Annotated in this window: 26 protein-coding genes; 7 read left to right on the plus strand and 19 right to left on the minus strand. The window is 70.7% G+C overall.

The features are described from left to right. Positions 1–41 precede the first annotated feature (41 nt). Both BIU95_RS00225 and BIU95_RS00230 read right to left on the minus strand, forming a co-directional pair. On the minus strand, positions 42–737 hold the full coding sequence (locus tag BIU95_RS00225) for a hypothetical protein (protein ID WP_071249835.1): 696 nt from the start codon (positions 735–737) through the stop codon (positions 42–44). A gap of 64 nt (positions 738–801) precedes the next feature. Further along, complete coding sequence (locus BIU95_RS00230) at positions 802–1,344, minus strand: amino-acid N-acetyltransferase (RefSeq protein WP_042536938.1); 543 nt, start codon at positions 1,342–1,344, stop codon at positions 802–804. Positions 1,345–1,421: 77 nt separating this feature from the next. Here BIU95_RS00230 and BIU95_RS00235 point away from each other — a divergent pair, with 77 nt between their 5' ends. The 5 genes from BIU95_RS00235 to BIU95_RS00255 all read left to right on the plus strand — a co-directional run bounded on the left by BIU95_RS00235 (position 1,422) and on the right by BIU95_RS00255 (position 4,935). Continuing rightward, entirely contained in the window at positions 1,422–1,874 is a 453-nt protein-coding gene (locus BIU95_RS00235) for an SRPBCC family protein (protein ID WP_071249837.1), read from the plus strand. A gap of 191 nt (positions 1,875–2,065) precedes the next feature. Beyond that, positions 2,066–2,509 carry a hypothetical protein gene (locus tag BIU95_RS00240; RefSeq protein ID WP_017887666.1) on the plus strand — a complete coding sequence of 148 codons (444 nt, stop codon included), beginning with the start codon at positions 2,066–2,068 and terminating at the stop codon, positions 2,507–2,509. Continuing rightward, positions 2,506–2,961 carry a hypothetical protein gene (locus BIU95_RS00245; protein WP_071249838.1) on the plus strand — a complete coding sequence of 152 codons (456 nt, stop codon included), beginning with the start codon at positions 2,506–2,508 and terminating at the stop codon, positions 2,959–2,961. The genes BIU95_RS00240 and BIU95_RS00245 overlap by 4 nt, the downstream gene beginning before the upstream one ends. Before the next feature lie 4 nt (positions 2,962–2,965). Then, positions 2,966–3,916: a hypothetical protein gene (locus BIU95_RS00250; protein ID WP_071249840.1), complete on the plus strand. Its 951-nt coding sequence runs from the start codon at positions 2,966–2,968 to the stop codon at positions 3,914–3,916. Next, entirely contained in the window at positions 3,913–4,935 is a 1,023-nt protein-coding gene (locus BIU95_RS00255) for a hypothetical protein (protein ID WP_071249842.1), read from the plus strand. The genes BIU95_RS00250 and BIU95_RS00255 overlap by 4 nt, the downstream gene beginning before the upstream one ends. Positions 4,936–5,255: 320 nt before the next feature. Here BIU95_RS00255 and BIU95_RS00260 read toward each other — a convergent pair whose 3' ends face one another. Together BIU95_RS00260 and BIU95_RS00265 are read right to left on the minus strand one after the other, a co-directional pair. Continuing rightward, entirely contained in the window at positions 5,256–7,775 is a 2,520-nt protein-coding gene (locus BIU95_RS00260; protein WP_027467068.1) for an ATP-dependent Clp protease ATP-binding subunit, read from the minus strand. A gap of 280 nt (positions 7,776–8,055) precedes the next feature. Next, positions 8,056–8,532 (minus strand): Clp protease N-terminal domain-containing protein, encoded by a 477-nt coding sequence (locus BIU95_RS00265; protein WP_071249843.1) that lies wholly within the window; start codon positions 8,530–8,532, stop codon positions 8,056–8,058. 70 nt (positions 8,533–8,602) lie between these two features. Between BIU95_RS00265 and BIU95_RS00270 the strand changes: the two genes are divergently transcribed. Beyond that, positions 8,603–9,535, plus strand: a complete 933-nt coding sequence (locus tag BIU95_RS00270) for an NAD(+)/NADH kinase (protein WP_017887672.1) — start codon at positions 8,603–8,605, stop codon at positions 9,533–9,535. A gap of 150 nt (positions 9,536–9,685) precedes the next feature. Here BIU95_RS00270 and BIU95_RS00275 read toward each other — a convergent pair whose 3' ends face one another. The 15 genes from BIU95_RS00275 to tilS form a co-directional block, all read right to left on the minus strand. Continuing rightward, positions 9,686–10,744, minus strand: coding sequence for a sigma-70 family RNA polymerase sigma factor (locus BIU95_RS00275; protein WP_017887673.1), 1,059 nt, complete (start codon positions 10,742–10,744; stop codon positions 9,686–9,688). Positions 10,745–11,097: 353 nt separating this feature from the next. Beyond that, positions 11,098–11,232 carry a hypothetical protein gene (locus tag BIU95_RS19145; protein WP_258320880.1) on the minus strand — a complete coding sequence of 45 codons (135 nt, stop codon included), beginning with the start codon at positions 11,230–11,232 and terminating at the stop codon, positions 11,098–11,100. 63 nt (positions 11,233–11,295) lie between these two features. Beyond that, positions 11,296–11,478: a hypothetical protein gene (locus tag BIU95_RS00280; protein ID WP_139179570.1), complete on the minus strand. Its 183-nt coding sequence runs from the start codon at positions 11,476–11,478 to the stop codon at positions 11,296–11,298. 58 nt (positions 11,479–11,536) lie between these two features. Beyond that, positions 11,537–11,740: a hypothetical protein gene (locus tag BIU95_RS00285; protein ID WP_017887676.1), complete on the minus strand. Its 204-nt coding sequence runs from the start codon at positions 11,738–11,740 to the stop codon at positions 11,537–11,539. A 29-nt stretch (positions 11,741–11,769) separates the two neighbouring features. Further along, a complete protein-coding gene (gene lysS, locus BIU95_RS00290; protein ID WP_071249845.1) occupies positions 11,770–13,296 on the minus strand; it encodes a lysine--tRNA ligase in 1,527 nt (508 codons plus the stop codon). A gap of 253 nt (positions 13,297–13,549) precedes the next feature. Continuing rightward, entirely contained in the window at positions 13,550–14,242 is a 693-nt protein-coding gene (locus tag BIU95_RS00295; protein ID WP_071250364.1) for a Rossmann-like and DUF2520 domain-containing protein, read from the minus strand. Next, entirely contained in the window at positions 14,239–16,005 is a 1,767-nt protein-coding gene (locus tag BIU95_RS00300; RefSeq protein ID WP_071249847.1) for a PH domain-containing protein, read from the minus strand. Before BIU95_RS00300 ends, BIU95_RS00295 begins: the two co-directional genes overlap by 4 nt. Before the next feature lie 9 nt (positions 16,006–16,014). Further along, a complete protein-coding gene (locus BIU95_RS00305) occupies positions 16,015–16,536 on the minus strand; it encodes a PH domain-containing protein (protein WP_056072434.1) in 522 nt (173 codons plus the stop codon). A gap of 24 nt (positions 16,537–16,560) precedes the next feature. After that, positions 16,561–17,052, minus strand: a complete 492-nt coding sequence (locus BIU95_RS00310; protein ID WP_017887681.1) for a DUF3180 domain-containing protein — start codon at positions 17,050–17,052, stop codon at positions 16,561–16,563. After that, positions 17,049–17,603 (minus strand): 2-amino-4-hydroxy-6-hydroxymethyldihydropteridine diphosphokinase, encoded by a 555-nt coding sequence (gene folK, locus BIU95_RS00315; RefSeq protein ID WP_071249849.1) that lies wholly within the window; start codon positions 17,601–17,603, stop codon positions 17,049–17,051. Before folK ends, BIU95_RS00310 begins: the two co-directional genes overlap by 4 nt. Further along, on the minus strand, positions 17,600–17,989 hold the full coding sequence (folB, locus tag BIU95_RS00320) for a dihydroneopterin aldolase (protein WP_017887683.1): 390 nt from the start codon (positions 17,987–17,989) through the stop codon (positions 17,600–17,602). Before folB ends, folK begins: the two co-directional genes overlap by 4 nt. After that, entirely contained in the window at positions 17,986–18,954 is a 969-nt protein-coding gene (gene folP, locus BIU95_RS00325) for a dihydropteroate synthase (protein ID WP_017887684.1), read from the minus strand. The genes folB and folP overlap by 4 nt, the downstream gene beginning before the upstream one ends. Positions 18,955–18,960: 6 nt before the next feature. Then, positions 18,961–20,949, minus strand: a complete 1,989-nt coding sequence (ftsH, locus tag BIU95_RS00330) for an ATP-dependent zinc metalloprotease FtsH (protein WP_042537940.1) — start codon at positions 20,947–20,949, stop codon at positions 18,961–18,963. Between the two features lie 162 nt (positions 20,950–21,111). Beyond that, positions 21,112–21,663, minus strand: coding sequence for a hypoxanthine phosphoribosyltransferase (hpt, locus tag BIU95_RS00335; protein ID WP_017887686.1), 552 nt, complete (start codon positions 21,661–21,663; stop codon positions 21,112–21,114). A gap of 9 nt (positions 21,664–21,672) precedes the next feature. After that, positions 21,673–22,692, minus strand: coding sequence for a tRNA lysidine(34) synthetase TilS (gene tilS, locus BIU95_RS00340; RefSeq protein WP_071249851.1), 1,020 nt, complete (start codon positions 22,690–22,692; stop codon positions 21,673–21,675). 64 nt (positions 22,693–22,756) lie between these two features. Here tilS and BIU95_RS00345 point away from each other — a divergent pair, with 64 nt between their 5' ends. Next, positions 22,757–23,248: an inorganic diphosphatase gene (locus BIU95_RS00345; protein ID WP_017887688.1), complete on the plus strand. Its 492-nt coding sequence runs from the start codon at positions 22,757–22,759 to the stop codon at positions 23,246–23,248. Positions 23,249–23,259: the final 11 nt, after the last annotated feature.

The following is a 23,259-nucleotide window of genomic DNA, read 5'->3' on the forward strand; positions in this document are numbered from 1 at the left end:
ACGGATCGCGAACCGCGTACCGCGAACCGCGAACCCGCCGCCTACTGCAGGATGAACTGCGCCGAGGTCTTCGACACGAGGTTCCCGACGGCGACCTGCAGGTGGTAGCTCGCTCCCCCGGCGGTGACGGCCGGCCGTGACGAGTCGCACGTCGACGTGGACGAGCGGGTGCGGTCCCACGCGATCGCGGGGGTCGTGAGCGTCTGCCCGGACTTGATCGTGACGTCCTGGTTCGTGCCGCCGGTCTGGCAGTCCTTCGACGACCAGTACTGCTCCTGGCCGGAGCTGATCGTCAGCACCTGCTGCGCCGACCCGAGGTCCAGGTGGCAGGAGTTCGTGCCCGAGTTCTTGATCGACATCGCGATCTTCGGGTCCTCGGTGGGGCCGTACGCCGACTTGTCGAGCACCGGGGTCAGGACGATCTGGTCCTTCGTGCAGGTCGAGCCGTCGGCAGCAGCGGGCTTCGTCGCAGCAGCCGAGGCGGACGACTTCGGCGCCGCAGACCGCGAGGACCCAGAACCGGAACCGGCAGACCCGGCAGACGACGCACCGGCACCAGACCCGGCACCGGCAGAGGCCGACGCACTCGGCGCCGCCGAAGTGGCCCCGCTCCCCCGCCCGACGACGATGAGCACCACGACCAGGACGACGACCAGCAGCGCCCCGAGCACGAGCGCCCGGCGACGCCAGTAGACGACCGGCTTCTCGGGTCCGACGGGGTGACGCAACGACGACATGCGCACAGGGTAGACAACGGCGCGGGCCACGCACGGCCACCCCGCCGGGCGGCACGAGAAAGCGTCAGAGGTTCTTCAGCATCCGGGTGTTGCCGAGGGTGTTCGGCTTGACCCGGGCGAGGTCGAGGAACTCCGCGACCCCTTCGTCCGACGAGCGGACCAGTTCGGCGTAGACCTCGGGCGGGACGACGCTCTCGCCGATCTCCAGGTACCCGTGCTTCGTGAAGAAGTCGACCTCGAAGGTCAGGCAGAAGATCCGGGCGACGCCGAGTTCGCGGGCGTCGTGTTCGAGCGCCTCGAGCATCCGGTGCCCGACGCGCTTGTGGATCCACTGCTCGTCGAGGGCCAGGGTGCGGACCTCGGCGATGTCGTCCCAGAAGACGGCGAGCGCGCCGCACCCGATGGGGGTGCCGTCGGGACCCTCGGCGATCCGGAACTGCTGGATCGAGCCGTACAGGGCGACGTTCTCCTTGCCGAGCAGGATGCGCCGGTCGACGTAGGGGGCGATGAGTCGCTGGATGTGCGGGACGTCCGACGCGAGCGCCGGACGCACGAGGATCCCGTGGTCGTCGCGCTCGTGGAACGCGTGCTTCCCGTGCTCTGTCATCCGCCCCACACTACTGGTGTCGCAGGGGGACAGCGCTGCTGAGTGCCGCCCAGGTCGATCGGCCTACCGTCCGGTACATGCCTCAGATCATCGAAACCGTCGACGTCAACGTCCCCGTCCGCCCGGCCTACGACCAGTGGACCCGCTTCGAGGAGTTCCCGCACTTCCTCGACGAGGTCGAGAAGATCGTCCAGGTGGACGACAAGACCACCGACTGGACCGTGAAGGTCGCCGGCCAGGAGCGCGAGTTCCGTGCCGTGATCACCGAGCAGCACCCCGACGAGCGTGTCGCGTGGACCGTGAAGGACGGCGAGACCGACCACGCCGGTGTCGTCACCTTCCACAAGCTCTCGGACGACGAGACGCGCGTCACCGTGCAGATCGACTGGGAGCCGTCCGGCTTCCTCGAGAAGCTCGGCTCCGCCGTGGGCGTCGGCGGCCACGCCGTCAAGAAGGACCTGCAGAACTACAAGGAGCGCGTCGAGAACGCGCCGACCCAGCCGGGCTGGCGCGGCGACGTGCAGGCGTAGTCCGCACCACACGACGAACGGGAGGCGCGGTGCCAGCTGGCACCGCGCCTCCCGTTCGTCGTCCCCCGTTCGGCATCCCCCCATCGAAATGCCGACCTGACGAGCGAGCGCGAGCCTGGCAGAGTGGTGACACCGGCTGACGCGCTGGATCAGTTTTATCATGTCTGAGACAGATGTGAGAGTGGGGACACGTGATCGAGTACAACGACGACGACGCACACCGTCGGGAACTGTCGCGCAAACTGCAGCTCCTGATGGACGTCGTCGAGGCCAACTCGGGTCAGCGACCCCCGTACAAGGAGATCGCCGCCGAGATCGAGGCGCAGGGTGCGTCGATGAGTCGACCGCGCTGGGGCTACATGCTCGGCGGCAACGGTCCGGCCGTCCGTGACCAGCGACTCCTGGCGGCCCTGGCGGCCTACTTCGGCGTCCCGGCGGAGTACCTGACCGACGCCGCCGGCAACACGGACGTGCCCGAGCGGGTGCAGGCGCAGCTCGAACTCGTGCTCGAACTGCGCAAGCGCGAGGTCGTGGCGTTCGCCACCCGGCGTCTGGGCGAGTTCGCCTCGGCGGACGAGATCCGCGACTTCACCGACCACCTGCGTCGGCTCGACGAGTCGGGCGGCACCCCGTGAGCGGGTACCGCGACCGGTTCGGCGCCCTGCGCCGGCAGACCGAGGCCCGTCGTCGCGTGCAGCGTCTCGGGCTCCCCCGCCGGCTGACCCTGCCGGAACTGACCGCGCGGGCCGAGGCGGCGCTCGGCAAGCCCATCCACGTGCGCACCACCGAGCTGCCGGGCGACCTGTCCGCGCGGCTCATCCAGCGCACCGACCACGCCCTGCTCGAGACGCGCCCCGGGCTGTCCGAGCGCTCCCGGGTCGCCTGCGTGCTGCACGAGCTCGCCCACGTGTTCATGGACGACACCGGCTGCGACCACCAGGCGTACACGGGGCTGCTCACCGGCCGGACGGCGTTCACCCGTTCGCTGGACACCCCGCACGAGCAGGCCGTCGAACTCGTCGCCGACCAGCTCGCGCTGCGGATCGGGCTGCTCGACCCCGAGGGTCACCCCGGGATCTTCCGGTGATGCGATGACACTGCACGTCTGGGGATCGATCCCGGTCTGGCTCATCCTGGCGGTCCTGGTCGTCCGGCTGTTCCTCGTGCGCACCCAGTCGGCCAGCGTCACCTGGCTGATGGTCTGCTGCAGCTGTGTCGCGGTGGGGCTCACGATCAACCAGCCCGACGTCACCACGTTCCTCGCCGGCGTGACGAACGTGCCGAACATCGCCGACCTGATCGGCCGCTGCCTGATGGTGTGCGGCATGTTCGCCCTCGCGCAGTCCGTCGAGGCTGCGGCGCGCTCCGCCAAGCTCCTGCGCGCCAGCCGCATCATCGGCTGCGTGCTCGTGCTCGTCGCCCTCGTCGTGCTGTTCAGTCGCATCGACGCACCGACCCCGACGGCGCAGTTCATGGTGGTCTACGGCGACCAGCTGCCGACCGCGCTGTACTCGGCCGTCGAGATGACCTACATCGCCATCGTCATCGCCCGGTCGGCCGTCGCCGTGCTGCGCGGGTTCCGGAGCGGGGACGGGCTCGGCCGCCTGTACTGGCTCTTCGTCGTCGGGGCAGCCGGTCTGGTGCTCCTCGCCGGCATCGCGATCGCCCTGGACGCCGTGCACGTCGCCGGTGCCGACGGCGCGGTGGGGGTGCTGTCGAAGCTCTACACGCCGGTGTTCCTCGGCTCGATGGTCCTGCTCGCCATCGGTGCGGCCGGTGGTGTGCTGCCCGACGCCGCTCGGGAGTTCCGCGACTGGCGGGCCGCCCGACGCCGGTTCCGCGCCCTCGAGCCGGAACTCCGTCGGCTCGAGACGGCTTCGGGCAACACCGGGCTCTACTTCACGATCGTGTGGCAGCGTCGCCAGTGGCGGAGCCGGCAGCACCGGCTCTCCGTCGAGATCGAAGACCGCGCGCGCGAGGCCGGGCAGGCAGTGCCGGCCGCTGCGACGCTCACCACGGCACGACTCAGGGAGATCACATGACCGGCGCACGCATCACGGCACTCGGCACCGCAGCGGGGGCGGTCGGCACGCTCGGCCTCAGCGCCTTCGTCGCACGGCGGCTGCTGTTCCCCACGCCCTACACGGCGACCGCCACGGTCCGCCGTGCCACGGACACCGAGGTCGAGCTCACCGCCACCCGCGACACCCGCCTGCCGGGCACCTACGACCTGCAGCGGGACGGTACCCGGGTGCAGGTCGGCGCGATCACCACCGCGAGCACCCAGGACGGGGCCAGCGGCGACGGCGACACCGTCCGACGCAGTGCGACCGGCCCCGTGCCGACCGGCGAGTGGGCCTGGGACGCCATGCGGTACGACGGACCGGACGACGTGCCCGGCTCCGAGCCCGAGGCCCCCACGACCCACGTGGTCCACGTGCACGGACAGTCCCTCGGCCCGCGCCAGGTGCTGCGGGGCGTCGGGGTCTGGCGTTCGCTCGGTGCGTCGTCCCAGGTCATCGACACCACCGACCTGCCGCTCCGCTCCCTCGATGCCGGGGCCGCCGACCGCATCGTCACCGCAGTCCGCGCCGCGCGTGCGCGCGGTGCCCGACGCGTCGTCCTGCAGGGCTGGTCCGCCGGAGCCCTCGCCTGCTCCGTCGCCGCCGGCCGGGTGGACGTCGACGGGATCGTCGCCGTCTCCCCGCTGCTCGACGTCGCCTCGGCACTCCGCGGCGCCGTCCGTGGTGCACGCCTGCCCGCCTTCGTCGGGACCGTCGCCGGCCGCATCGCGACCACGAACGTGCTGTCCCGTCTCGCCGGGGCCTCGATGCCCGTCACGACGACGACCTGGCAGGACTCCGCGACGCCGACGCTGCTGATCCACTCCGAGGCGGACGCCCTGGTCGCCGCCGACGACGTCGCCACGGTGGCTGCACGGTCGGGTGCCACCACCCTCGCCTTCCGCACGGCTCCGCACACGCTGGAGTGGAACGAGGACCCGGAGCGCTGGGAGCGCGCCGTCCGCGACTTCGCCGCACAGCTGCCCGACGCCGCCTGACGCGGCGGACGCCCGCCCGCACGCACGGCCGACCGCAGGCACCACCGACCGGAGGCACCACCCCTGAAACGTGCAACGGCCCCGGTCTGCGAACAGACCGGGGCCGGCTGCGTCTCGACCCGTTGGGGGGAACCGGTCGAGCGCGACGCGCGAGGAGTTGGGGGGAACGTCTCGCGCGTTGCCACAACAGTACCCCCGGACGGGGGCCGATGGGCGCACGACGCGCAGATCGGCGGGTGGAGATCTGGACGCGACCCGAGAACGGACAGGAGGCCCGGTGCCAGCTGGCACCGAGCCTCCTGTTCGTGGAGTGTCAGGTCCTAGGACTCGATCTCGCCCTGGGGCGTGTCGGTCGCGGCCTCGACCGCGGCTGCACCGGCGAGGACCTCTTCGCGGCCCGGCTGACGCCCGGTCTCGAAGTGGAACGCACCGTCGACGAAGTCGACCTTCACGTGGTCACCGGCGTTGAGCTCACCCTGCAGGATGTGCTCGGACAGCTGGTCCTCGACCTCGTGCTGCATCGCGCGACGCAGGGGCCGAGCACCGAGGGACGGGTCGAACCCGACCTTGATGAGCTGCTCCTTGGCCGGCAGCGTGAGCTCGACGGTCATGTCGCGGTCGAGCAGGCGGTCGGCCAGACGCTTCACGAACAGGTCCACGATCTGCAGCAGCTCGGGCTGCGACAGCTGCGGGAACACGATCGTGTCGTCGACACGGTTCAGGAACTCGGGCTTGAAGTGCTTCTTGAGCTCCTCGTTGACCTTGCCGCGCATGCGGTCGTAGCCGACGGCCGAGTCGCCCTCGACCTGGAAGCCCACCGGGCCACCGGCGATGCCCTGCGAACCGAGGTTCGTGGTCATGATGATGACGGTGTTCTTGAAGTCGACGACGCGGCCCTGACCGTCGGTGAGACGGCCTTCCTCGAGCACCTGCAGCAGCGAGTTGAAGATGTCCGGGTGGGCCTTCTCGATCTCGTCGAACAGGACCACGGAGAACGGCTTGCGGCGCACCTTCTCGGTGAGCTGGCCGCCCTCTTCGAACCCGACGAACCCGGGAGGGGCACCGAACAGGCGGGACACGGTGTGCTTCTCACCGAACTCCGACATGTCGAGGGAGATCAGCGCACCCTCGTCGTCGAACAGGAACTCGGCGAGTGCCTTGGCGAGCTCGGTCTTCCCGACGCCCGTGGGGCCGGCGAAGATGAACGAGCCGGAGGGACGGTTCGGGTCCTTCAGGCCGGCGCGGGTGCGGCGGATGGTCTTGGACAGGGCCGAGATGGCCTCTTCCTGACCGATGACGCGCTCGTGCAGTGCCTTCTCCATGAAGACGAGACGCGACGTCTCCTCTTCGGTGAGCTTGAACACCGGGATGCCCGTGGCCTGCGCCAGGACCTCGGCGATGATGCCCTCGTCGACGGTGCCGGACGCGGCGACGTCACCGGCACGCCACTGCTTCTCGAGGCGGAGACGCTCGCCGAGGAGCTTCTTCTCCTCGTCGCGCAGGCTCGCGGCCTTCTCGAAGTCCTGCTCCTCGATGGCGGCTTCCTTCGACCCGCGGACCGTCGAGATCTTCTCGTCGAACTCGCGGAGCTCCGGCGGCGCCGACAGGATCGACAGGCGCAGGCGGGCGCCGGCCTCGTCGATCAGGTCGATGGCCTTGTCGGGCAGGAAGCGGTCCTGCACGTAGCGGTCCGCCAGGTTCGCCGCGGCGACGATCGCACCGTCGGTGATGGACACCTTGTGGAACGCCTCGTACTTGTCGCGCAGACCCTTGAGGATGTTGATCGCGTGGGGCAGCGACGGCTCGTTGACCTGCACCGGCTGGAAGCGACGCTCGAGTGCGGCGTCCTTCTCGAAGTGCTTGCGGTACTCGTCGAGCGTGGTGGCACCGATGGTCTGGAGCTCACCGCGGGCGAGGAGCGGCTTGAGGATCGACGCGGCGTCGATCGCGCCCTCGGCTGCACCGGCACCGACGAGCGTGTGGATCTCGTCGATGAAGACGATGATGTCGCCGCGGGTGCGGATCTCCTTCGTGACCTTCTTCAGGCGCTCCTCGAAGTCACCGCGGTAGCGGGACCCGGCGATGAGTGATCCGAGGTCGAGCGAGTAGAGCTGCTTGTCCTTCAGCGTCTCGGGCACGTCGCCCTTGACGATCGCCTGGGCGAGGCCCTCGACGACGGCGGTCTTGCCGACGCCGGGCTCACCGATCAGGACGGGGTTGTTCTTGGAGCGGCGGGAGAGGATCTGCATGACCCGCTCCATCTCCTTCTCGCGCCCGATGACGGGGTCGAGCTTGCCGTCGCGCGCGGCCTGAGTGAGGTTGCGACCGAACTGGTCGAGGACCTGCGAACCCTGCTGCGCGTTCTGCTGCTGCTCGCCGCCGACGGCGACCGCTTCCTTGCCCTGGTAGCCGGACAGGAGCTGGATGACCTGCTGGCGCACCCGGTTCAGGTCGGCGCCGAGCTTCACGAGGACCTGGGCTGCGACACCCTCGCCCTCGCGGATCAGGCCGAGCAGGATGTGCTCCGTGCCGATGTAGTTGTGGCCGAGCTGCAGCGCCTCACGCAGGGACAGCTCGAGCACCTTCTTGGCGCGCGGCGTGAACGGGATGTGCCCGGTCGGCTGCTGCTGGCCCTGCCCGATGATGTCCTGGACCTGCTCGCGCACGGCGTCGAGCGAGATGCCCAGCGACTCCAGCGCCTTGGCGGCGACGCCCTCGCCCTCGTGGATGAGGCCGAGGAGGATGTGCTCGGTGCCGATGTAGTTGTGGTTGAGCATCTTCGCTTCTTCTTGAGCGAGGACGACAACACGACGGGCCCGGTCGGTGAATCTCTCGAACATGTGCTCTCCCTTGGCCCCTGATGAGCGGAGCCGACGCTGTGCCGGTCTCGTGTGAGTCCGGCCAAGTACTTCGAGAGTAACCAGCGCTCCCCCCGCGGGCTGCCCCTGTTCGCCGTGGGCGTGACCGACGTGCGTCTTGTGCGCAGTGAGCGAACGACGAGACGGACCGGGCCCCGCCGCCGGTACCGAACCGACGCGCCAGCGGCGGGTCCGCCGTACAGCCGGGAGGCCCGTGGCGATCCCGCCACGGGCCTCCCGTCTGCTCTGTGGCCGCGCTGGGTCAGGCGCGCCGCACCGCGCGACGCAGGTCACGTCGGAAGCGGCGCGGGTCGACGCCGAGGGCGTCGAGGACGTCGTGCGCCGATCCGGCGAGCGGGTCGTCGACGGCGTCGAGCACGGCGAGCACGACGTGCGGCGGCCGGATGCGTTCCGATCGGCCGGCGATCGTCGCGGCTCGGGCGAGCACGCGCATCGCAGCGGGTGTGCAGGCGACCCGGTCGTGCTCGCCGGGGCAGGTGGTGTGCGCCCCGACGAACGCGCGGATGCTCGCCCGGACGGCGTCGGGCGAGACCCGGTGGGCGTCGAGGACCGGCCGGAAGCGGGGCGTGCCGGCACACAGGGTGACGGCCGCGAGGAGCAGGTGCTCGGCGTCGACGAACCCGAAGCCGGACTCGTGGGATTCGAGGTCGGCGAGCAGCACGATCTCGCGGCCGTGCCGGACGGAAGGGAGGGCGACGGAGAGCTGAGCGGTCTGCATGTATTCAGAATATCGCATACCTGTTCGATCGACCAGCCCGTATCGGAGGTCCGCTCGGTACGATCCGCTCATGGAGCAGCCCGTCGTCGGCCTCGTCGTCCACCCGACCAAGAACGTGCAGGAGTCCGTCACGACCCTGCAGCGCTGGAACGCGTCCGGCCAGGGCGAACTGCTCGCCCGCCGCGCGGACGCCCAGCGCATCGGTGGCGGGGTCGAGGTGGTCGACGACGACGACTTCACCGACCGCGTCGACCTGGTCGTGGCGCTCGGCGGCGACGGCACCATGCTCGGCGCGATGCGGCTCGTGGCGAGCCGCCCCGTGCCCGTCCTCGGCGTGAACTACGGCAACGTCGGGTTCCTGGTCGAGATCGAACCGCCCGAACTCGAGAGCGCGCTCGACCGGTTGTCCGCCGGCGAGTACCAGCTCGAGCCGCACCACGCGCTCGAGGCCCGGCTGTCCTGGGGCGGCGCCCGCACCGACTACCTGGCGTTCAACGACCTGACCATCGTGCGGCGGCCCGGCTCCGGGCAGGTCTCGGCCGACCTGAGCGTCGGCGGCCTCGGGTACGGGTACTACCGCGCCGACGCCATCGTGGCCGCCACTCCGGCGGGCTCCACCGCGTACAACTACGCCGCCGGCGGCCCGGTGCTCTCCCCCGCACTCTCCGGCTCCGTGGTGACCCCGGTCGCGCCGATGGCGGGGATCGACCGCTCCGTGGTGCTCTCCGCGCGCGAGCGCTACCGGTTCGACATCGCCGAGGGCACCAGGAGCGCAGCGCTCGAGGTCGACGGGCTCGTGGTCGGCGAGGTCGCGACCGGGGCGCAGATCGACATGCGGCTCCGCAAGGACGCCGGCAGCGTGGTGCGCCTCGACGCCGAGCGGCACGGGCGCACCGGCCGCGTGAAGCTCAGCCTGCTCGACCTGCCGGTGCGGCCCGACCAGCTGGTCGAGCTCATCCCGAGCGACCTGCGGCAGAAGCTCCGGCGCGAGATCGACGACTGACACCGCGGGCGGGTGCCCCGGGGACGTGAATGGCCCGCTCGAGCAGTGCTCGAGCGGGCCGTCCCATCACCCCACCGGATCGTCTTCCCACAGAACGACCCGGTTTCCCCGCGCCGACACGGGTGAGCGTGCCGGCCGAAGTCCACTGACCTAGTCGGTCAGGTACAGCTGCATGTCCTGCGAGACCGCCTTGGCGAACAGGCGGAGCTTGGCGCGCGACTCCACCCGGCTGACCGCCTGGCGGGTCGTGTGCACGATCTTCGAGATCTCGTCGAGCGTCATCGGCTTGTCGTCGTCCAGGCCGTAGCGCATGCGGATGACGTTGGCCTCGTCGCTCGGCAGCTCGGAGACGATGGAGCGGATGTCGCGGTGCAGCAGCGTCGTCTCGGTGAGCTCGTTCGGGCTGGCGGCGTCCTCGTCCTCGATGAAGTCACCGAGTTCGCTGTCGTCCGAGTCGCCGACGACCGTGTGGATCGAGACCGGCTCGTGCGAGCGGCCCTTGAGGTCGACGAGTTCCTCGACGCTCATGCTCAGCTCGGCCGCGACCTCTTCCGGCATCGGCGCGCGGCCGAGGTCGACGGTCAGGTCACGCTCGGTGCGCGAGATCTTGTTGATGAGCTCGACGGTGTGCACCGGGATGCGGATCGTGCGCGCCTTGTCGGCGAGACCACGCGAGATCGCCTGGCGGATCCACCAGGTGGCGTAGGTCGAGAACTTGTAGCCCTGCGTGAAGTCGAACTTCTCGACCGCGCGGACCAGGCCGAGGTTGCCTTCCTGGATGACGTCCATGAAGGGCAGGCCGCGCTGCGAGTACCGCTTGGCGATGCTCACGACGAGACGGAGGTTCGAGGTGATCATGCGCTCCTTGGCGCGCTCACCGTCGCGGACGAGCCAGCGGAGTTCACGCTGCAGGGTCTTCGCCAGACCCTTCTCGGTGGCGAGCTTCTCTTCGGCGAAGAGCCCGACCTCGATGCGGCGGGCGATCTGCGCTTCTTCCTCGGCGGTGAGGAGCGAGAGACGGCCGATGTGACGGAGGTAGTCGCCGACCTGGTCGACCGAGGCACCGCGGACACCGGCGAGCTGCTCGTCGGCCTCGACCTCGGTGTCGAGGGAGGTGGTGGCGGACTCGGCGGTCGCGGTCTTCGATGCCGATGCCTTCTTGGTGGCGGTGCGGCGGGTGGTGCTGGGTGCAGCCGTTGCGATCGTCATGGTGTTTCTCCCTGCGTTCGACGGTGATGGCTTCGTGGGGTGGTACCGGGGGGTGCTGATGAGTAAAGCGGCCCGGAGGTGTACCCCACAAATCGTTCGGAGCGATTCTCAGGGATCTCCGTGCTTCACCCTCGGCAGCATCCCCAGCGGGGTACAGCACACCGCCAGTCTGGTCCCCCATCAGGCCCCGGATCAAGCCGGAACTGCCGTGTTTCCGGCGTTGCAGACGTGTTTCACCAGCGTTTCCAACCGTGTACCCCGAGGGACTGCGTACTCCGGACATGCAAAAGGGGTACGTGCGACCCGATCAGTGTGATCTGGTCGTCGTACCCCGAACAAGGGATGGGTGGGGGTCACCAGGAGGGTTCGAGCCACCCGTCCCGGCGCTTGGACACCTCGAGGTCGGCGTCTCGGTCGAACTCGTCGTACTCGCTCTCGATGTCCCCGACGAGGCTGCGGCCCGTGAAGGGATGTGCGGTGGTTGCCATGCGGACGATGCTCACCCCGGCACGCGTCGGCGAGGTGAACGGTGTGTGACGGTCGGTCGGCGCTCAGACGTCGAGGTCGTCGACGTCGCCCTCGTCGTCGAGGGCTCCACCGTCGGCGACGCCGGTGGCTCCGCCGGGTCCGTCCGTGCCGTTCGGCGCGCCGGACGTGCCCGACACCCGGTGGCCGAAGGCGTCCTCCACGTCGAGGTCGTCGAGGTCGTCGACGGGATCGGGGGAGGTCGGCATGCGCGACAGGATCACACCGCGCGGTGAACACGGGGTGAAGTGGATCGTGCGCGGGCGGCTACTCGCCGGGCGTCGGAGCCGGCGCGGGACGACCGTGCTCGCGCTCGAAGCGGGCGCGCTCTTCGGCCTCGACCTTGGCGTACGCGGCACGCTCGGTCCGGTCGGCACGCATGATCGCGCGCATCACGAACCAGAAGATCAGGCCGACGACGATGGTCGGCGTCAGGGCGAAGACGATCCCGCTTACGACTCCATCAGGCACCCGAGCATCGTACCCCGGTGGACTCGGAGTTATTTGACCAGCGGGAACAGGATCGTCTCGCGGATGCCGAGACCCGTGATGGCCATCAGCAGGCGGTCGATCCCCATGCCCATGCCGCCCGACGGGGGCATCGCGTGCTCGAGCGCCCGCAGGAAGTCCTCGTCCACACGCATCGCCTCGAGGTCGCCGCCGGCCGCGAGCTTCGCCTGCTCGACGAAGCGCTCCCGCTGCACGACCGGGTCGACGAGCTCGGAGTACGCCGTGCCGAGCTCGAAGCCACGGACGTACAGGTCCCACTTCTCGACGACGCCCGGACGGGTGCGGTGCTGCCGGGTGAGCGGCGAGGTGTCGACCGGGAAGTTCATCACGAAGGTCGGACGGTCGAGCGAGTCGATGACGAAGTGCTCCCAGAGCTCCTCGACGTACTTGCCGTGCGTGGCGTGGGCGACCTCGACGCCCTCGGCCTCGGCGAGCGCCTGCAGCTCGGACAGCGGGGTCTCCGGGCTGATCTCGCGCCCGGCGGCCTCGGACAGCGAGCCGTACATGTCGATGCGGGGCCACTCGCCACCCAGGTCGTAGGTGCTGCCGTCGGGCAGGGTGACCTCGAGCGCACCACCGGTGACGGCGCGGGTCGCGTTCTGCACGAGCTCCTGGGTCAGGTCGGCCATCTGCTCGTAGTTGCCGTACGCCTGGTACGCCTCGACCATCGCGAACTCGGGCGAGTGCGACGAGTCGGCACCCTCGTTCCGGAAGTTGCGGTTGATCTCGAACACCCGGTCGATGCCACCGACGACGGCCCGCTTCAGGAACAGCTCGGGGGCGATGCGCAGGAACAGCTCGGTGTCGAAGGCGTTCGAGTGCGTCACGAACGGTCGGGCCGAGGCGCCGCCGTGCTGGGTCTGCAGCATCGGGGTCTCGACCTCGAGGTACTCGTGGGCGGTGAAGGTCTGGCGGAGCGACGCCATCACGGCAGCTCGGGCACGCACGGTGGCGCGGGCTTCGTCGCGGACGATGAGGTCGAGGTAGCGCTGGCGGACCCGCGTCTCCTCGTTGAGCTCGTTGTGCAGGTTCGGCAGCGGCAGGATCGCCTTCGCCGCGATCGCCCAGTCGTCGACCATGATCGACAGCTCGCCGCGGCGCGAGGAGATCACGCGGCCGTGCACGAACACGTGGTCACCGAGGTCGACGAACTCCTTCCAGCGGGCGAGGGAGTCGTCCCCCACCTCGGCCAGGGAGACCATCGCCTGGATGCGTGCGCCGTCGCCGGACTGCAGCGACGCGAAGCAGAGCTTGCCGGTGTTGCGCGAGAACACGACACGGCCGGCGATGCCGACGACGTCCTGGGTCTCCTCGCCGGTCTCCAGGTGCGCGTACTGCTCGCGCACGGCCGGGATCGTCGTGGTGAGGGGGAGCTCGGCGGGGTACGCCTCGATGCCCGACTCCAGCAGCTTCGCCCGCTTGTCGAGCCGGACCTGTCGCTGCTCGCTGGTCTCCTGCTCGGCCAGTGCGGCGGCGTCGGTGATCGCGGTGTCGGGGGTGACGGTCTCGTCGGTCATGCGGGTGCGGCTCCGATGGTCGTGGGGGTCGGGGGAAATGCTACCCGCGCCACGCTCCCGCCCCGGAACCGTGCCCGCCGGACCAGGAGCCGAGGCCGCGGTCACAACACCCCGCACGCGTCACGCCCGCCGGTCACGATCTGTCGGCCGGAGCGCTCGCAACCGACCGGTCGTGACCACTCGGGGGAACTGAGCGGGGAGTCATGACCGACCGCCGACCGACCGCGACCCCGACCCCGACCCCGACCCCGACCTACAGCTTCGACTGCCCGTCGGCCGCGGTCAGCGCGTTGTCGACGGCGGAGCGGACGAGCGCCCCGAGGACGCGACCCGGGTGTTCGACGCCGATGCCGGACAGGGTGCCTGCGGACTGGTCGACGATAGCCGTCGAGAAGCTCACGGCCGCCCGCACCGCATCGGCGTACGCGGGCCGGTCGCCCTCCGCCACGACGAACGGCTCGGCGCCCATCTCGACCACCAGTGCCTGCGCGATGGGGAGCACGGGTGCCGGGGCGGTCACCGCGCAGTACGCGTCACGGAGCCGTGACAGGTCGACGCTGGTGCCCGTGAACGCCATCGCAGGGTGGATCGCGAGCGGGATCGCGCCGGCCGCCATCGCCGGGGCGAGGATGCCGACGCCGTGGTCCGGGCTGGTGTGCACGACGAGCTGCCCGGGCTGCCAGATGCCGGCGTCCGCCAACCCCTGCACGAGCGAGGCGAGCTGGTCGTCCGGCACCGCGAGCAGGACGAGTTCGCTGCGCTCGACCAGGTCGGGCGTCGCGAGCACCGGGGCGCCGGGCAGCATCGCCTCGGCACGGTCGCGGCCCTCTTCCGACACGGCGGTCACGCCGACGACGGCGTGCTCCGCGTTCGCCAGGGCTGCTCCGAGGACGGGTCCGACCCGTCCGGCGCCGACGATGCCGACCCCGAGACGCCCGGCCCTCATCGTGCGGCTCCGGTGGGCGGGACGTCGCCCCACCCCGGGCCGGGAGGCGCGGCGTCCTGCCGGTGGGCCGCGGCGGGCCCGGCAGGGGCTCCGGACCCGGGCCACGGTGCGTCCGCAGCGCGTGTGGCGGACGTGGGGCGGGCCTCCCGTTCGCGCCAGCGGTGGGTCGTGTCGACGGCGGCGGCATCGACGGCGCGCTGGGTGGTCTCGGACCAGAAGCGCTGCGCGTCACGCGCGTCGAGCGCGCCGATGCGTGCCGAGACCGGACCGGCGACGGTGTGGACGTGGACGGTCGCGAGCCGCAGGGCACGCTCGAGCGGTCCCTGCTCGACCTTGACGCTCTGCACGCGGGGCAGCGGCACGATGACGAGCGACCGCCAGACGGCGCCGAGCCGCAGCAGCACCGCGCCCTGCACGAACCGGTAGCCGTTGCGCCGGAACGCGAACGGGCGGAGCCACGCGCCTCGCCGTGGGGAGTGCACGAAGCCGCCGCGGTCACCCGAGGTGGTGAGGCTGTCGTCGACGACGTCCACGGCTTCGGCCGCGCCCTCGCGCAGGGCTTCCGGCGAGGCCTCGGGGCCGGCGACGACGGTGCCGACGAGCCCCGGCAGGATGATGTCGAGGACCTCGCGGACGTCCGCCGTCGTGCCCACGGGCAGCACGATCGAGGACACCTGCTGGTTGCTGGACGCCCCGTTGCCGGCGCTCGTCGCACGGTTGATGCGGATGTCCCACCAGCCGAACGGGCGCCACAGCAGCGGCTGCGCGACGCTCACGGCGTGGATGCGCCCGGGCGGCAGCGTCTCGTTCGACGTCGAGACCAGCCCGAAGCCGATCCGGATGCCGTCACGCGTCTCGGCGATCGTGTACTGCAACGAGCGGGAGAACTTGCGGACGTAGTACCCGCCGGCACCGAGGACGGCGGGGAACAGCCCGAACAGCACCGCGAACTCGCCGGTGAGGGCGACGCTGACGATCATGCCGGCGATGACGAGCAGCAGGAACAGCGTCGTGCCGGACAGCAGCATCGACGCGATCAGCCGCCCCGGGCGCACCTTGACGATGCGGGTGGCGTGCACGGCCGCCGGGTCGAGCTCGGGCGAGAACATCTCGTCGACGCGGTCTTGCAGTGCGCCGTGCGACTGCCGCGACGGACCACCGTGGCCGTCGTCGTCCTTGGCGCCGGACGCCAGCACCAGGATCCGCTGCCGCAGGTCGTCGGCGGCGCGGACCCCGAGGTAGGCGAGCTGCACGTTGGCGTCGTTGCCGGCCTGCGCGATCTCGAGCTTGGCGGTACCGAACACCCGGGGCACGAGCGGCCGCTGGATGTTGATGCCCTGGATCCGGTCGAGCCGGGCCTTGCGGTGGTTCCGGAACAGCACGCCGGAGCGCACCTCGACGATCTCGCCGGTGACGCGGAACTCGTGCATGCGCCAGGACAGGTAGAACAGCCCGATCAGCACCAGGAGCAGCACCACGATGCCGAGCAGGACCCAGCCGACGACGCCGTGCTCGTACACGTACCGGACCGGGTCACCGTCCTCCTGCTGGTCGCCGGGGATGAAGAACTCGACGAGCTGGTCCCGCAGGCTGTTCAGCACGTAGCCGAGGACGACGATGAGGAAGATCCCGCCCTTGAGCAGCGGGGTGAGCGGGTGCAGGCGGTGCCACTCGCCGTCGGTCAGGGGTGCCGCGGCGGCCGCGTTGCCCCCGGTGGGCGGCGCGGGCGGAGCGGGCGGCGGGGTGCCGGGTCGGAAGGTCACGAACGGCCCCTACAGTCCGGCGCGACGGGACTCGGCGAGCTCGACGAGGCGGTCGCGCAGCTCGTCGGCGTCCGCTGCCGGCACACCGGGGATTCGCACGTTGGTCGCGGCGGCGGCGGTGACGAACTTCAGCTCGCTCATGCCGAGCGCCCGGTCGAGCGGGCCCCGGGCGACGTCGACGAGCTGCATCCGGCCGTAGGGCACGGCCGTGAAGCGCTGCCACATCAGCCCGCGGCGCACGACCAGGTCGTCGTCGCGGAGCGCGTAGCCGATGGCCCGGACCCGTCGGGGCGTGAGCGCGGCGGTGATCGCCGTGGTGACCGCGACCGCGATGCCGACGGAGAGCCAGACGGTGCCGGCCCCGGAACCGAACCCGTCGTTGACGACGCCGATGAGCACGAAGCCCGCGGTGAGCACGACACCGATCACGAGCGTGGCGATGAGTTCGGTCCACACGAGCTTCGTGGACACCCGGTGCCAGGAGATCCCACCGAGGCCGAGGCCCGGCTCGTCGAGTCGTTCACGCGGCATCGCGGGCCTCCTGGGGTTGCTCGGTCAGTTCACCGTCGTCGAGCCGTTGCGGGGATCGTCACGGTCGTCGTCGTCACCCGGGGGTGCGACGCACATCCGTTCCGCGACCAGTGCGCAGACCGTCAGGACGATCCCGCCCCCGACGGCGATCACGTTCGGCAGGGTCGAGCCTAGCGAAGGCGTCGCGGAACGGGTCAGCAGGTACAGCACCAGGCCCAGGGCGAACCCACCGAGCAGCGTGCCGCAGATGCTGGACGCCTTCGCGAGCACGACGACCCGCGTCGCGTAGAGCGGGTCGACGGGCCGCTGCCGCCCGGCGCCCTCGCGTGCGTGGCGGCGCACCGGCCTGGCCATCAGCACGACGGCGACGCCGATGAACGCGAGCGTGATGCCGAGCGGGAGCGAGAACAGGAACGTCGGCAGCTGGCGCGACGCCAGGACGGCGTCGAGGGCGAACCCGGCGGCCACCGTCACGACGGCGATGCTGAGCAGCGTGGAGGCGCGGGTGGGCTTCATGCGCTGGTCGCGCTCCCCGCCGGTCGGGAGGCCCGTGCCGGCTCCGCGAACAGGCGCGGCTCGTCGACGCGCTCGGTGTCGTCCCCCACGGCGGCGAGCAGGTCGGCCACCGGTCCGGCGCCCGGCAGGACGGCCTCGGGGTCGGCGTCGAGCCACGGGGCGAGCACGAAGGCGCGCTCCGCTGCCCGGGGGTGCGGCACGACCAGGGTGTCCGTGGCGATCCGCAGGTCGTCCACGGCGACGACGTCGAGGTCGAGGGTGCGGTCACCCCACCGGACCTCGCGCGTGCGGCCGTGGGCGTCCTCGATGCCGTGCAGGACGTCGAGGAAGGGCTGCGGCTCGAGGTCGGTGTCGACGACCACGACGGCGTTCCGGTACCGGGGTTTCGAGGTGTCGAGCCCGTCCAGGGTCACGGCGACCGACTCGACCTCGCGGCTCGAGGCCACCGGCACCACCCCGGGCAGGGCGGCGATCGCGGTGGCCGCCGCGCGGAGGGTGCTCCCCCGGTCACCGAGGTTCGCACCGAGGGCGACGACGACCCGGTGGGTCATTCTTCTTCCTCGTCCGGCACCGTGGCGCCGCGGCTGCGGTGGATGGTGATCGAGACGTCGGTGAACGGCACGGTGATCGGTGCCTGCGGCTTGTGCACCGTGACCTCGGTCGCCAGCGCGGCACGGTGGGTGAGCACGGCCGCGGCGATGCGCTCGGCCAGCGTCTCGATCAGGTCGACGGGGTCGCGTTCGATCTCGGCGACGACCTGCTCGGCGAGCACGCCGTAGTGCACGGTGGCGTCGAGGTCGTCGCTGCCCGAGGCCGCACGGGCGTCGAGCTCCACGGCGACGTCGACGACGAAGTCCTGGCCGTCCTCGCGCTCGTGGTCGAAGACGCCGTGGTGTCCGCGGGCGCGGACCCCGGTGAGTCGGATGGTGTCGTTCACGATCGAGCTGCCCTCCAGGCGTCCCAGACGTCGAGCACGGCACGGGTCGGTGCCGGGTCGTGCACGCGCACACCCCACGCGCCGCGTTCGGCGGCGAGCAGGCTGATGGCGGCGGTGGCGAGGTCGCGCTCCCTGGGAGGAGCGCCCTCGGGGCTCCCGACACCGTCGAGGAACCGCTTGCGTGAGGCGGCGACGAGCACCGGCAGGCCGATGGAGGCGAAGCGCTCGTAGCCGGCCAGGATCTCCCAGTTCTGCACGCCGTGCTTGGCGAAGCCGAGGCCCGGGTCGATGACGACCTGCTCCTGCCGGACGCCGAGCACGATGAGCTCGGCGACGCGGAGCTCGACCTCGCGACGGACTTCTTCGACGGCGTGGGTGTACTCGGCGTTGCGGTACATCCGGTCGCTGTGTCCCCGCCAGTGCATGACGACGAAGCCGACGCCCGTGGACGCCACGACGCGGGCCATGTCCGGGTCGGCGAGGCCGCCGGAGACGTCGTTGACGATGGCGGCACCGAGGTCGACGGCACGCTCGGCCGTCGCGGCGTTCATCGTGTCGACACTGACCGGGATGCCCTCGGCGACGAGCTGCTGCACGACCGGCAGCACGCGTTCCTGCTCGACGGGCACGGGCACGCGCTCGGACCCGGGCCGGGTGGACTCGCCACCGACGTCGATGACGTCGGCACCGGCGGCGACGAGGTCACGTGCGTGCTGCACGGCGGCGTCGTAGGCCTGGTGCAGACCGCCGTCGCTGAACGAGTCGGGGGTGACGTTGAGGATGCCGAGCACCCGGGTGCGCTCCTCGGCCGGACCACCGCGGTCACGGCGACGGCCGGTCACGACCTCGGGCACCGGCTGGGGTGCACGGAGGTCGATCGCGACCGTCGCCGGTTCGGCGGCGGCGGCGCGGGCACGACTCACCTCGGCGAGTCGACGCTCTCGTCGCGTCGGCAGCTCGGACATGCGGGCCTACGCGGGGGCGATACCCGGGTTGCCGAACGGGCGACGACGGGTCTTCGAGGTCGACTCGGAGTCCGTCGGGTCCGCTGCGGTCGCGGCGGCCTTGCCGGGCACGTCGATCGCGGGCAGGTTGCTGACCGGGCGCTTGTCGCTCGAGAGCCACTGCGGGCGCTCGGGCAGCTTGCGGACGTCCTTGAAGATCTCAACGAGCTCCGGGGCGTCGAGCGTCTCCTTCTCGAGGAGCTCACCGGCCAGGCGGTCGAGGATGTCGCGGTTGTCGTTGAGCACCTGGTAGGCCTCGTCGTGCGCGGCCTCGAGCAGGGCGCGGGTCTCGGCGTCGACCGTCTGGGCGATGTTCTCCGAGTAGTCCCGACCGGTGCCACCGCTCATGTCACGGCCGACGAACGGCTCGCTGGACCCGGAACCGAGCTTCACGGACCCGACGGCCTGGCTCATGCCGTACTCCGTCACCATCTTGCGTGCGGTGCCGGTGGCCTTCTCGATGTCGTTCGAGGCGCCCGTGGTCGGGTCGTGGAACACGATCTCCTCGGCGACGCGACCACCCATGGCGTAGGTGAGCTGGTCGAGGAGCTCGTTGCGGGTGACCGAGTACTTGTCCTCGAGCGGGAGCACCATCGTGTAGCCGAGGGCACGGCCGCGGGGCAGGATCGTGATCTTCGTGACCGGGTCGGTGTGCCGCATCGCCGCTGCCGCCAGGGCGTGGCCGCCCTCGTGGTACGCGGTGATCAGGCGTTCCTGGTCGGACATGATCCGGGTGCGGCGCTGCGGGCCGGCCATCACGCGGTCGACGGCCTCGTCGAGGGCACGGTTGTCGATGAGCTGCGCGTTCGAGCGGGCGGTCAGCAGGGCCGCCTCGTTCAGGACGTTCGCCAGGTCGGCGCCGGTGAAGCCCGGCGTCTTGCGGGCGAGCAGCTCGAGGTCGACGCTCGCGGCGAGCGGCTTGCCCTTCGCGTGCACCTCGAGGATCTGCTTGCGGCCGGCGAGGCCCGGGGCGTCGACGCCGATCTGACGGTCGAAGCGGCCGGGGCGCAGGAGCGCGGGGTCGAGCACGTCGGGACGGTTCGTCGCGGCGATGAGGATGACGTTCGTCTTGCCGTCGAAGCCGTCCATCTCGACCAGGAGCTGGTTCAGCGTCTGCTCGCGCTCGTCGTTGCCACCGCCGATGCCGGCACCACGGTGACGACCCACGGCGTCGATCTCGTCGATGAAGACGATGGCCGGCGAGTTCGCCTTAGCCTGCTCGAAGAGGTCACGGACGCGGCTCGCACCGACACCGACGAACATCTCGACGAAGTCCGAACCGGAGATCGAGTAGAACGGCACACCGGCTTCACCCGCGACGGCGCGGGCGAGCAGGGTCTTGCCGGTTCCGGGAGGGCCGTAGAGCAGCACGCCCTTGGGGATCTTCGCCCCGACGGCCTGGAACTTCGCGGGCTCCTTGAGGAACTCCTTGATCTCGTGGAGTTCCTCGATCGCCTCGTCGGCACCCGCGACGTCGGCGAACGACACCTGCGGGTTCTCCTTGTTGTTGATCTTGGCCTTCGACTTGCCGAACTGCATCACCTTCGAGCCGCCGCCCTGGGCGCTCGAGAGCAGGAACCAGAACAGGGCACCGATGATCAGGAACGGCAGCAGGATGCTGAGCAGCGACAGGAACCAGTTGCCCTGCTGCACGGTGTCGTTGTAGCCCTTGGGCAGGTTGGAGTCGTTCACCGCCTGGATGACCTCTTCGCCGCGGGGCGTGGAGTAGTAGAACTGCTCCTGCTTGTCGCCGTCCTTGAGGACGAGGTCGACCCGCTGCTCCGTGGAGTTGACGGTCACCGACGAGACCTTGTCGTCGGCGAGCTGCTCGAGACCCTTCTGGGTGTTGATCTCTTGCGTGCTGCCCTGGCTGATGACGCTCCAGCCGATGAAGATGCCCGCCAGCGCGATCAGCACGTAGAGGTACGGGCCGCGGAAGATGCGCTTGAAGTTCATGTGATCCGGGCGCGAGTGCCCGACACCTTTCTCTGCCGAAGTTGCGTGCAGGTCAGCATACGGCCGCGATTCTGTGGCGAGAATGGGTGTCCTCTGCGGGCGAACTCACCCCCGGGCCAGAGTCGGCCGAGTGCGACCCGCGCGCAGCGGGTCGCTCGTCGGTCAGGAGTAGACGTGCGGGGCGAGGACGCCGACGCCGCGCAGGTTGCGGTAGCGCTCGTCGTAGTCCAGGCCGTACCCGACGACGAACGCGTCGGGGATGTCGAAGCCCACGTACTTCACGTCGACCTCGACCTTGGCTGCCTCGGGCTTGCGCAGCAGGGCGACGATCTCGACGCTCGCGGCACCACGCGACTGCAGGTTCTGCTTGAGCCACGACAGGGTCAGGCCGGAGTCGATGATGTCCTCGACGATCAGGACGTCGCGCCCGTGCAGGTCGGTGTCGAGGTCCTTGAGGATCCGCACCACGCCGGACGACTTCGTGCCGGAGCCGTACGACGACACCGCCATCCAGTCCATCCGCGCCTGCATCTTGAGGTGGCGCGAGAAGTCCGCCATCACCATGACGGCACCCTTGAGCACCCCGACGAGCAGCGGGTCGCGGCCCGCGTAGTCGGCGTCGACGACCGCCGCGAGCTCGGCGAGCTTCTCGTCGATCTGCTCGGGGGTGAAGAGCACTTCGGACAGGTCTGCCTGGACGTCGGAGAGTTCCACCAGGCCAGCCTAACCGGCGCTGAACTCGATGCGGTCGCCGGTCCGCGTGGCACGGACGCCCGGCAGGTCGATCGGGCCCTGTCCGCTCCAGTCCGCGACGAGACGACAGACCTCGAGCGTCTGCACGCGGGACAGCGTCACCCCGAACTCACTTTCCACCGCCAGGCGCACGAGCCGCTGCCGGAGTGCCGGCGGGTTCGCCCCGAGCGCCCGCACCGACAGCGAGATGCCCGCCTCGGAGTGCTCGGCGATGTCCTCCGCGATCTCCTCGGCGAAGTGGTCGAGTGCCGCGGAGTCCTCGCGCAGCTGGTCCGCCGTCCGGGCCAGGGCCTCGGGGACCCCGGCGCCGAGCTCCCGTTCGAGCACCGGCAGCACGGTGTTCCGCACCCGCACCCGTGCGTACGCGGGGTCGTCGTTCTGCGGGTCGTGCCAGGGCGCCAGCCCCGCTGCGGCGCACGCCTGCCGGGTCGCGTGCCGCCGGACCGTCAGCAGCGGACGGCCGTACGCCGGACCGGCGTCACGCCGGGCGAGCGGCTGCATGCCGGACAGGCTGTCCGGCCCGCTGCCGCGCAGCAGGCCGAGCAGCACCGTCTCGGCCTGGTCGTCCAGGGTGTGCCCCAGCAGCACCAGGGGTGACCCGGTGGCGGCCGCGACCTCGGCGATCGACGCGTGTCGGGCCTCCCGGGCGGCGCCTTCCGGGCCACCGTCGGAGCCGACCGCGACCCTGCGGACCGTCACCGGGTCGAGTCCCAGCTCGGATGCCTGCCGGGAGGCGCGGCTCGCGACCGCCTCGGAGCCCGCCTGGAGCGCGTGGTCGACGACCACCGCCCCGGCCCGGAGACCCTGCTTGCCCGCCTCGAACGCGGTGGCCGCGGCGAGGGCGAGGGAGTCCGGTCCGCCGCTCAGTGCGACGAGGACCAGGTCGCCTTCGGCGACCACGCCGCCGTCGACGGCTGCGGCGAGCAGGTCGCGGACGGCCAGACGGGTCTCGGCGACGGCGGGGTCGAGCCGGGGACGCGGAGAGTTCACCCGGTAACGTTAGCCGCGCTTTCGCAACACACGACAGTCCCCGAAGCAGACACAGGAGCGCAACATGGCCGCGTACGACGTCGTCGTCGAGATCCCCAAGGGCAGCCGCAACAAGTACGAGGTGGACCACGAGACCGGTCGCGTCTACCTCGACCGCGTGCTGTTCACCTCGTTCGTCTACCCCACCGACTACGGGTTCTTCGAGAAGACCCTGGCCGACGACGGTGACCCCGTGGACGCCCTGCTGCTGCTCGAGTTCCCGACGTTCCCCGGCGTGGGCGTCAAGGTCCGCCCCGTCGGCGTCTTCAAGATGAGCGACGAGGCCGGCATCGACGAGAAGGTCCTCGTCGTCCCCGCCAAGGACCCCCGCTGGGCGCACATCCAGGACATCGCGGACGTGCCGGAGCAGACGAAGGCCGAGATCGCGCACTTCTTCGAGCACTACAAGGACCTCGAGCCGAACAAGTGGGTCAAGGCCGAGGGCTGGGGCGACGCCGCCGAGGCCGAGCGCATCGTGCAGGCCGGTCAGGCCGCGTACGTGCCCGGTTCGCACTGACGATCCCCTGA

Origin of the sequence: Curtobacterium sp. MCBA15_007 (assembly GCF_001864905.1) — a bacterium.
Classification (GTDB): domain Bacteria; phylum Actinomycetota; class Actinomycetes; order Actinomycetales; family Microbacteriaceae; genus Curtobacterium; species Curtobacterium poinsettiae.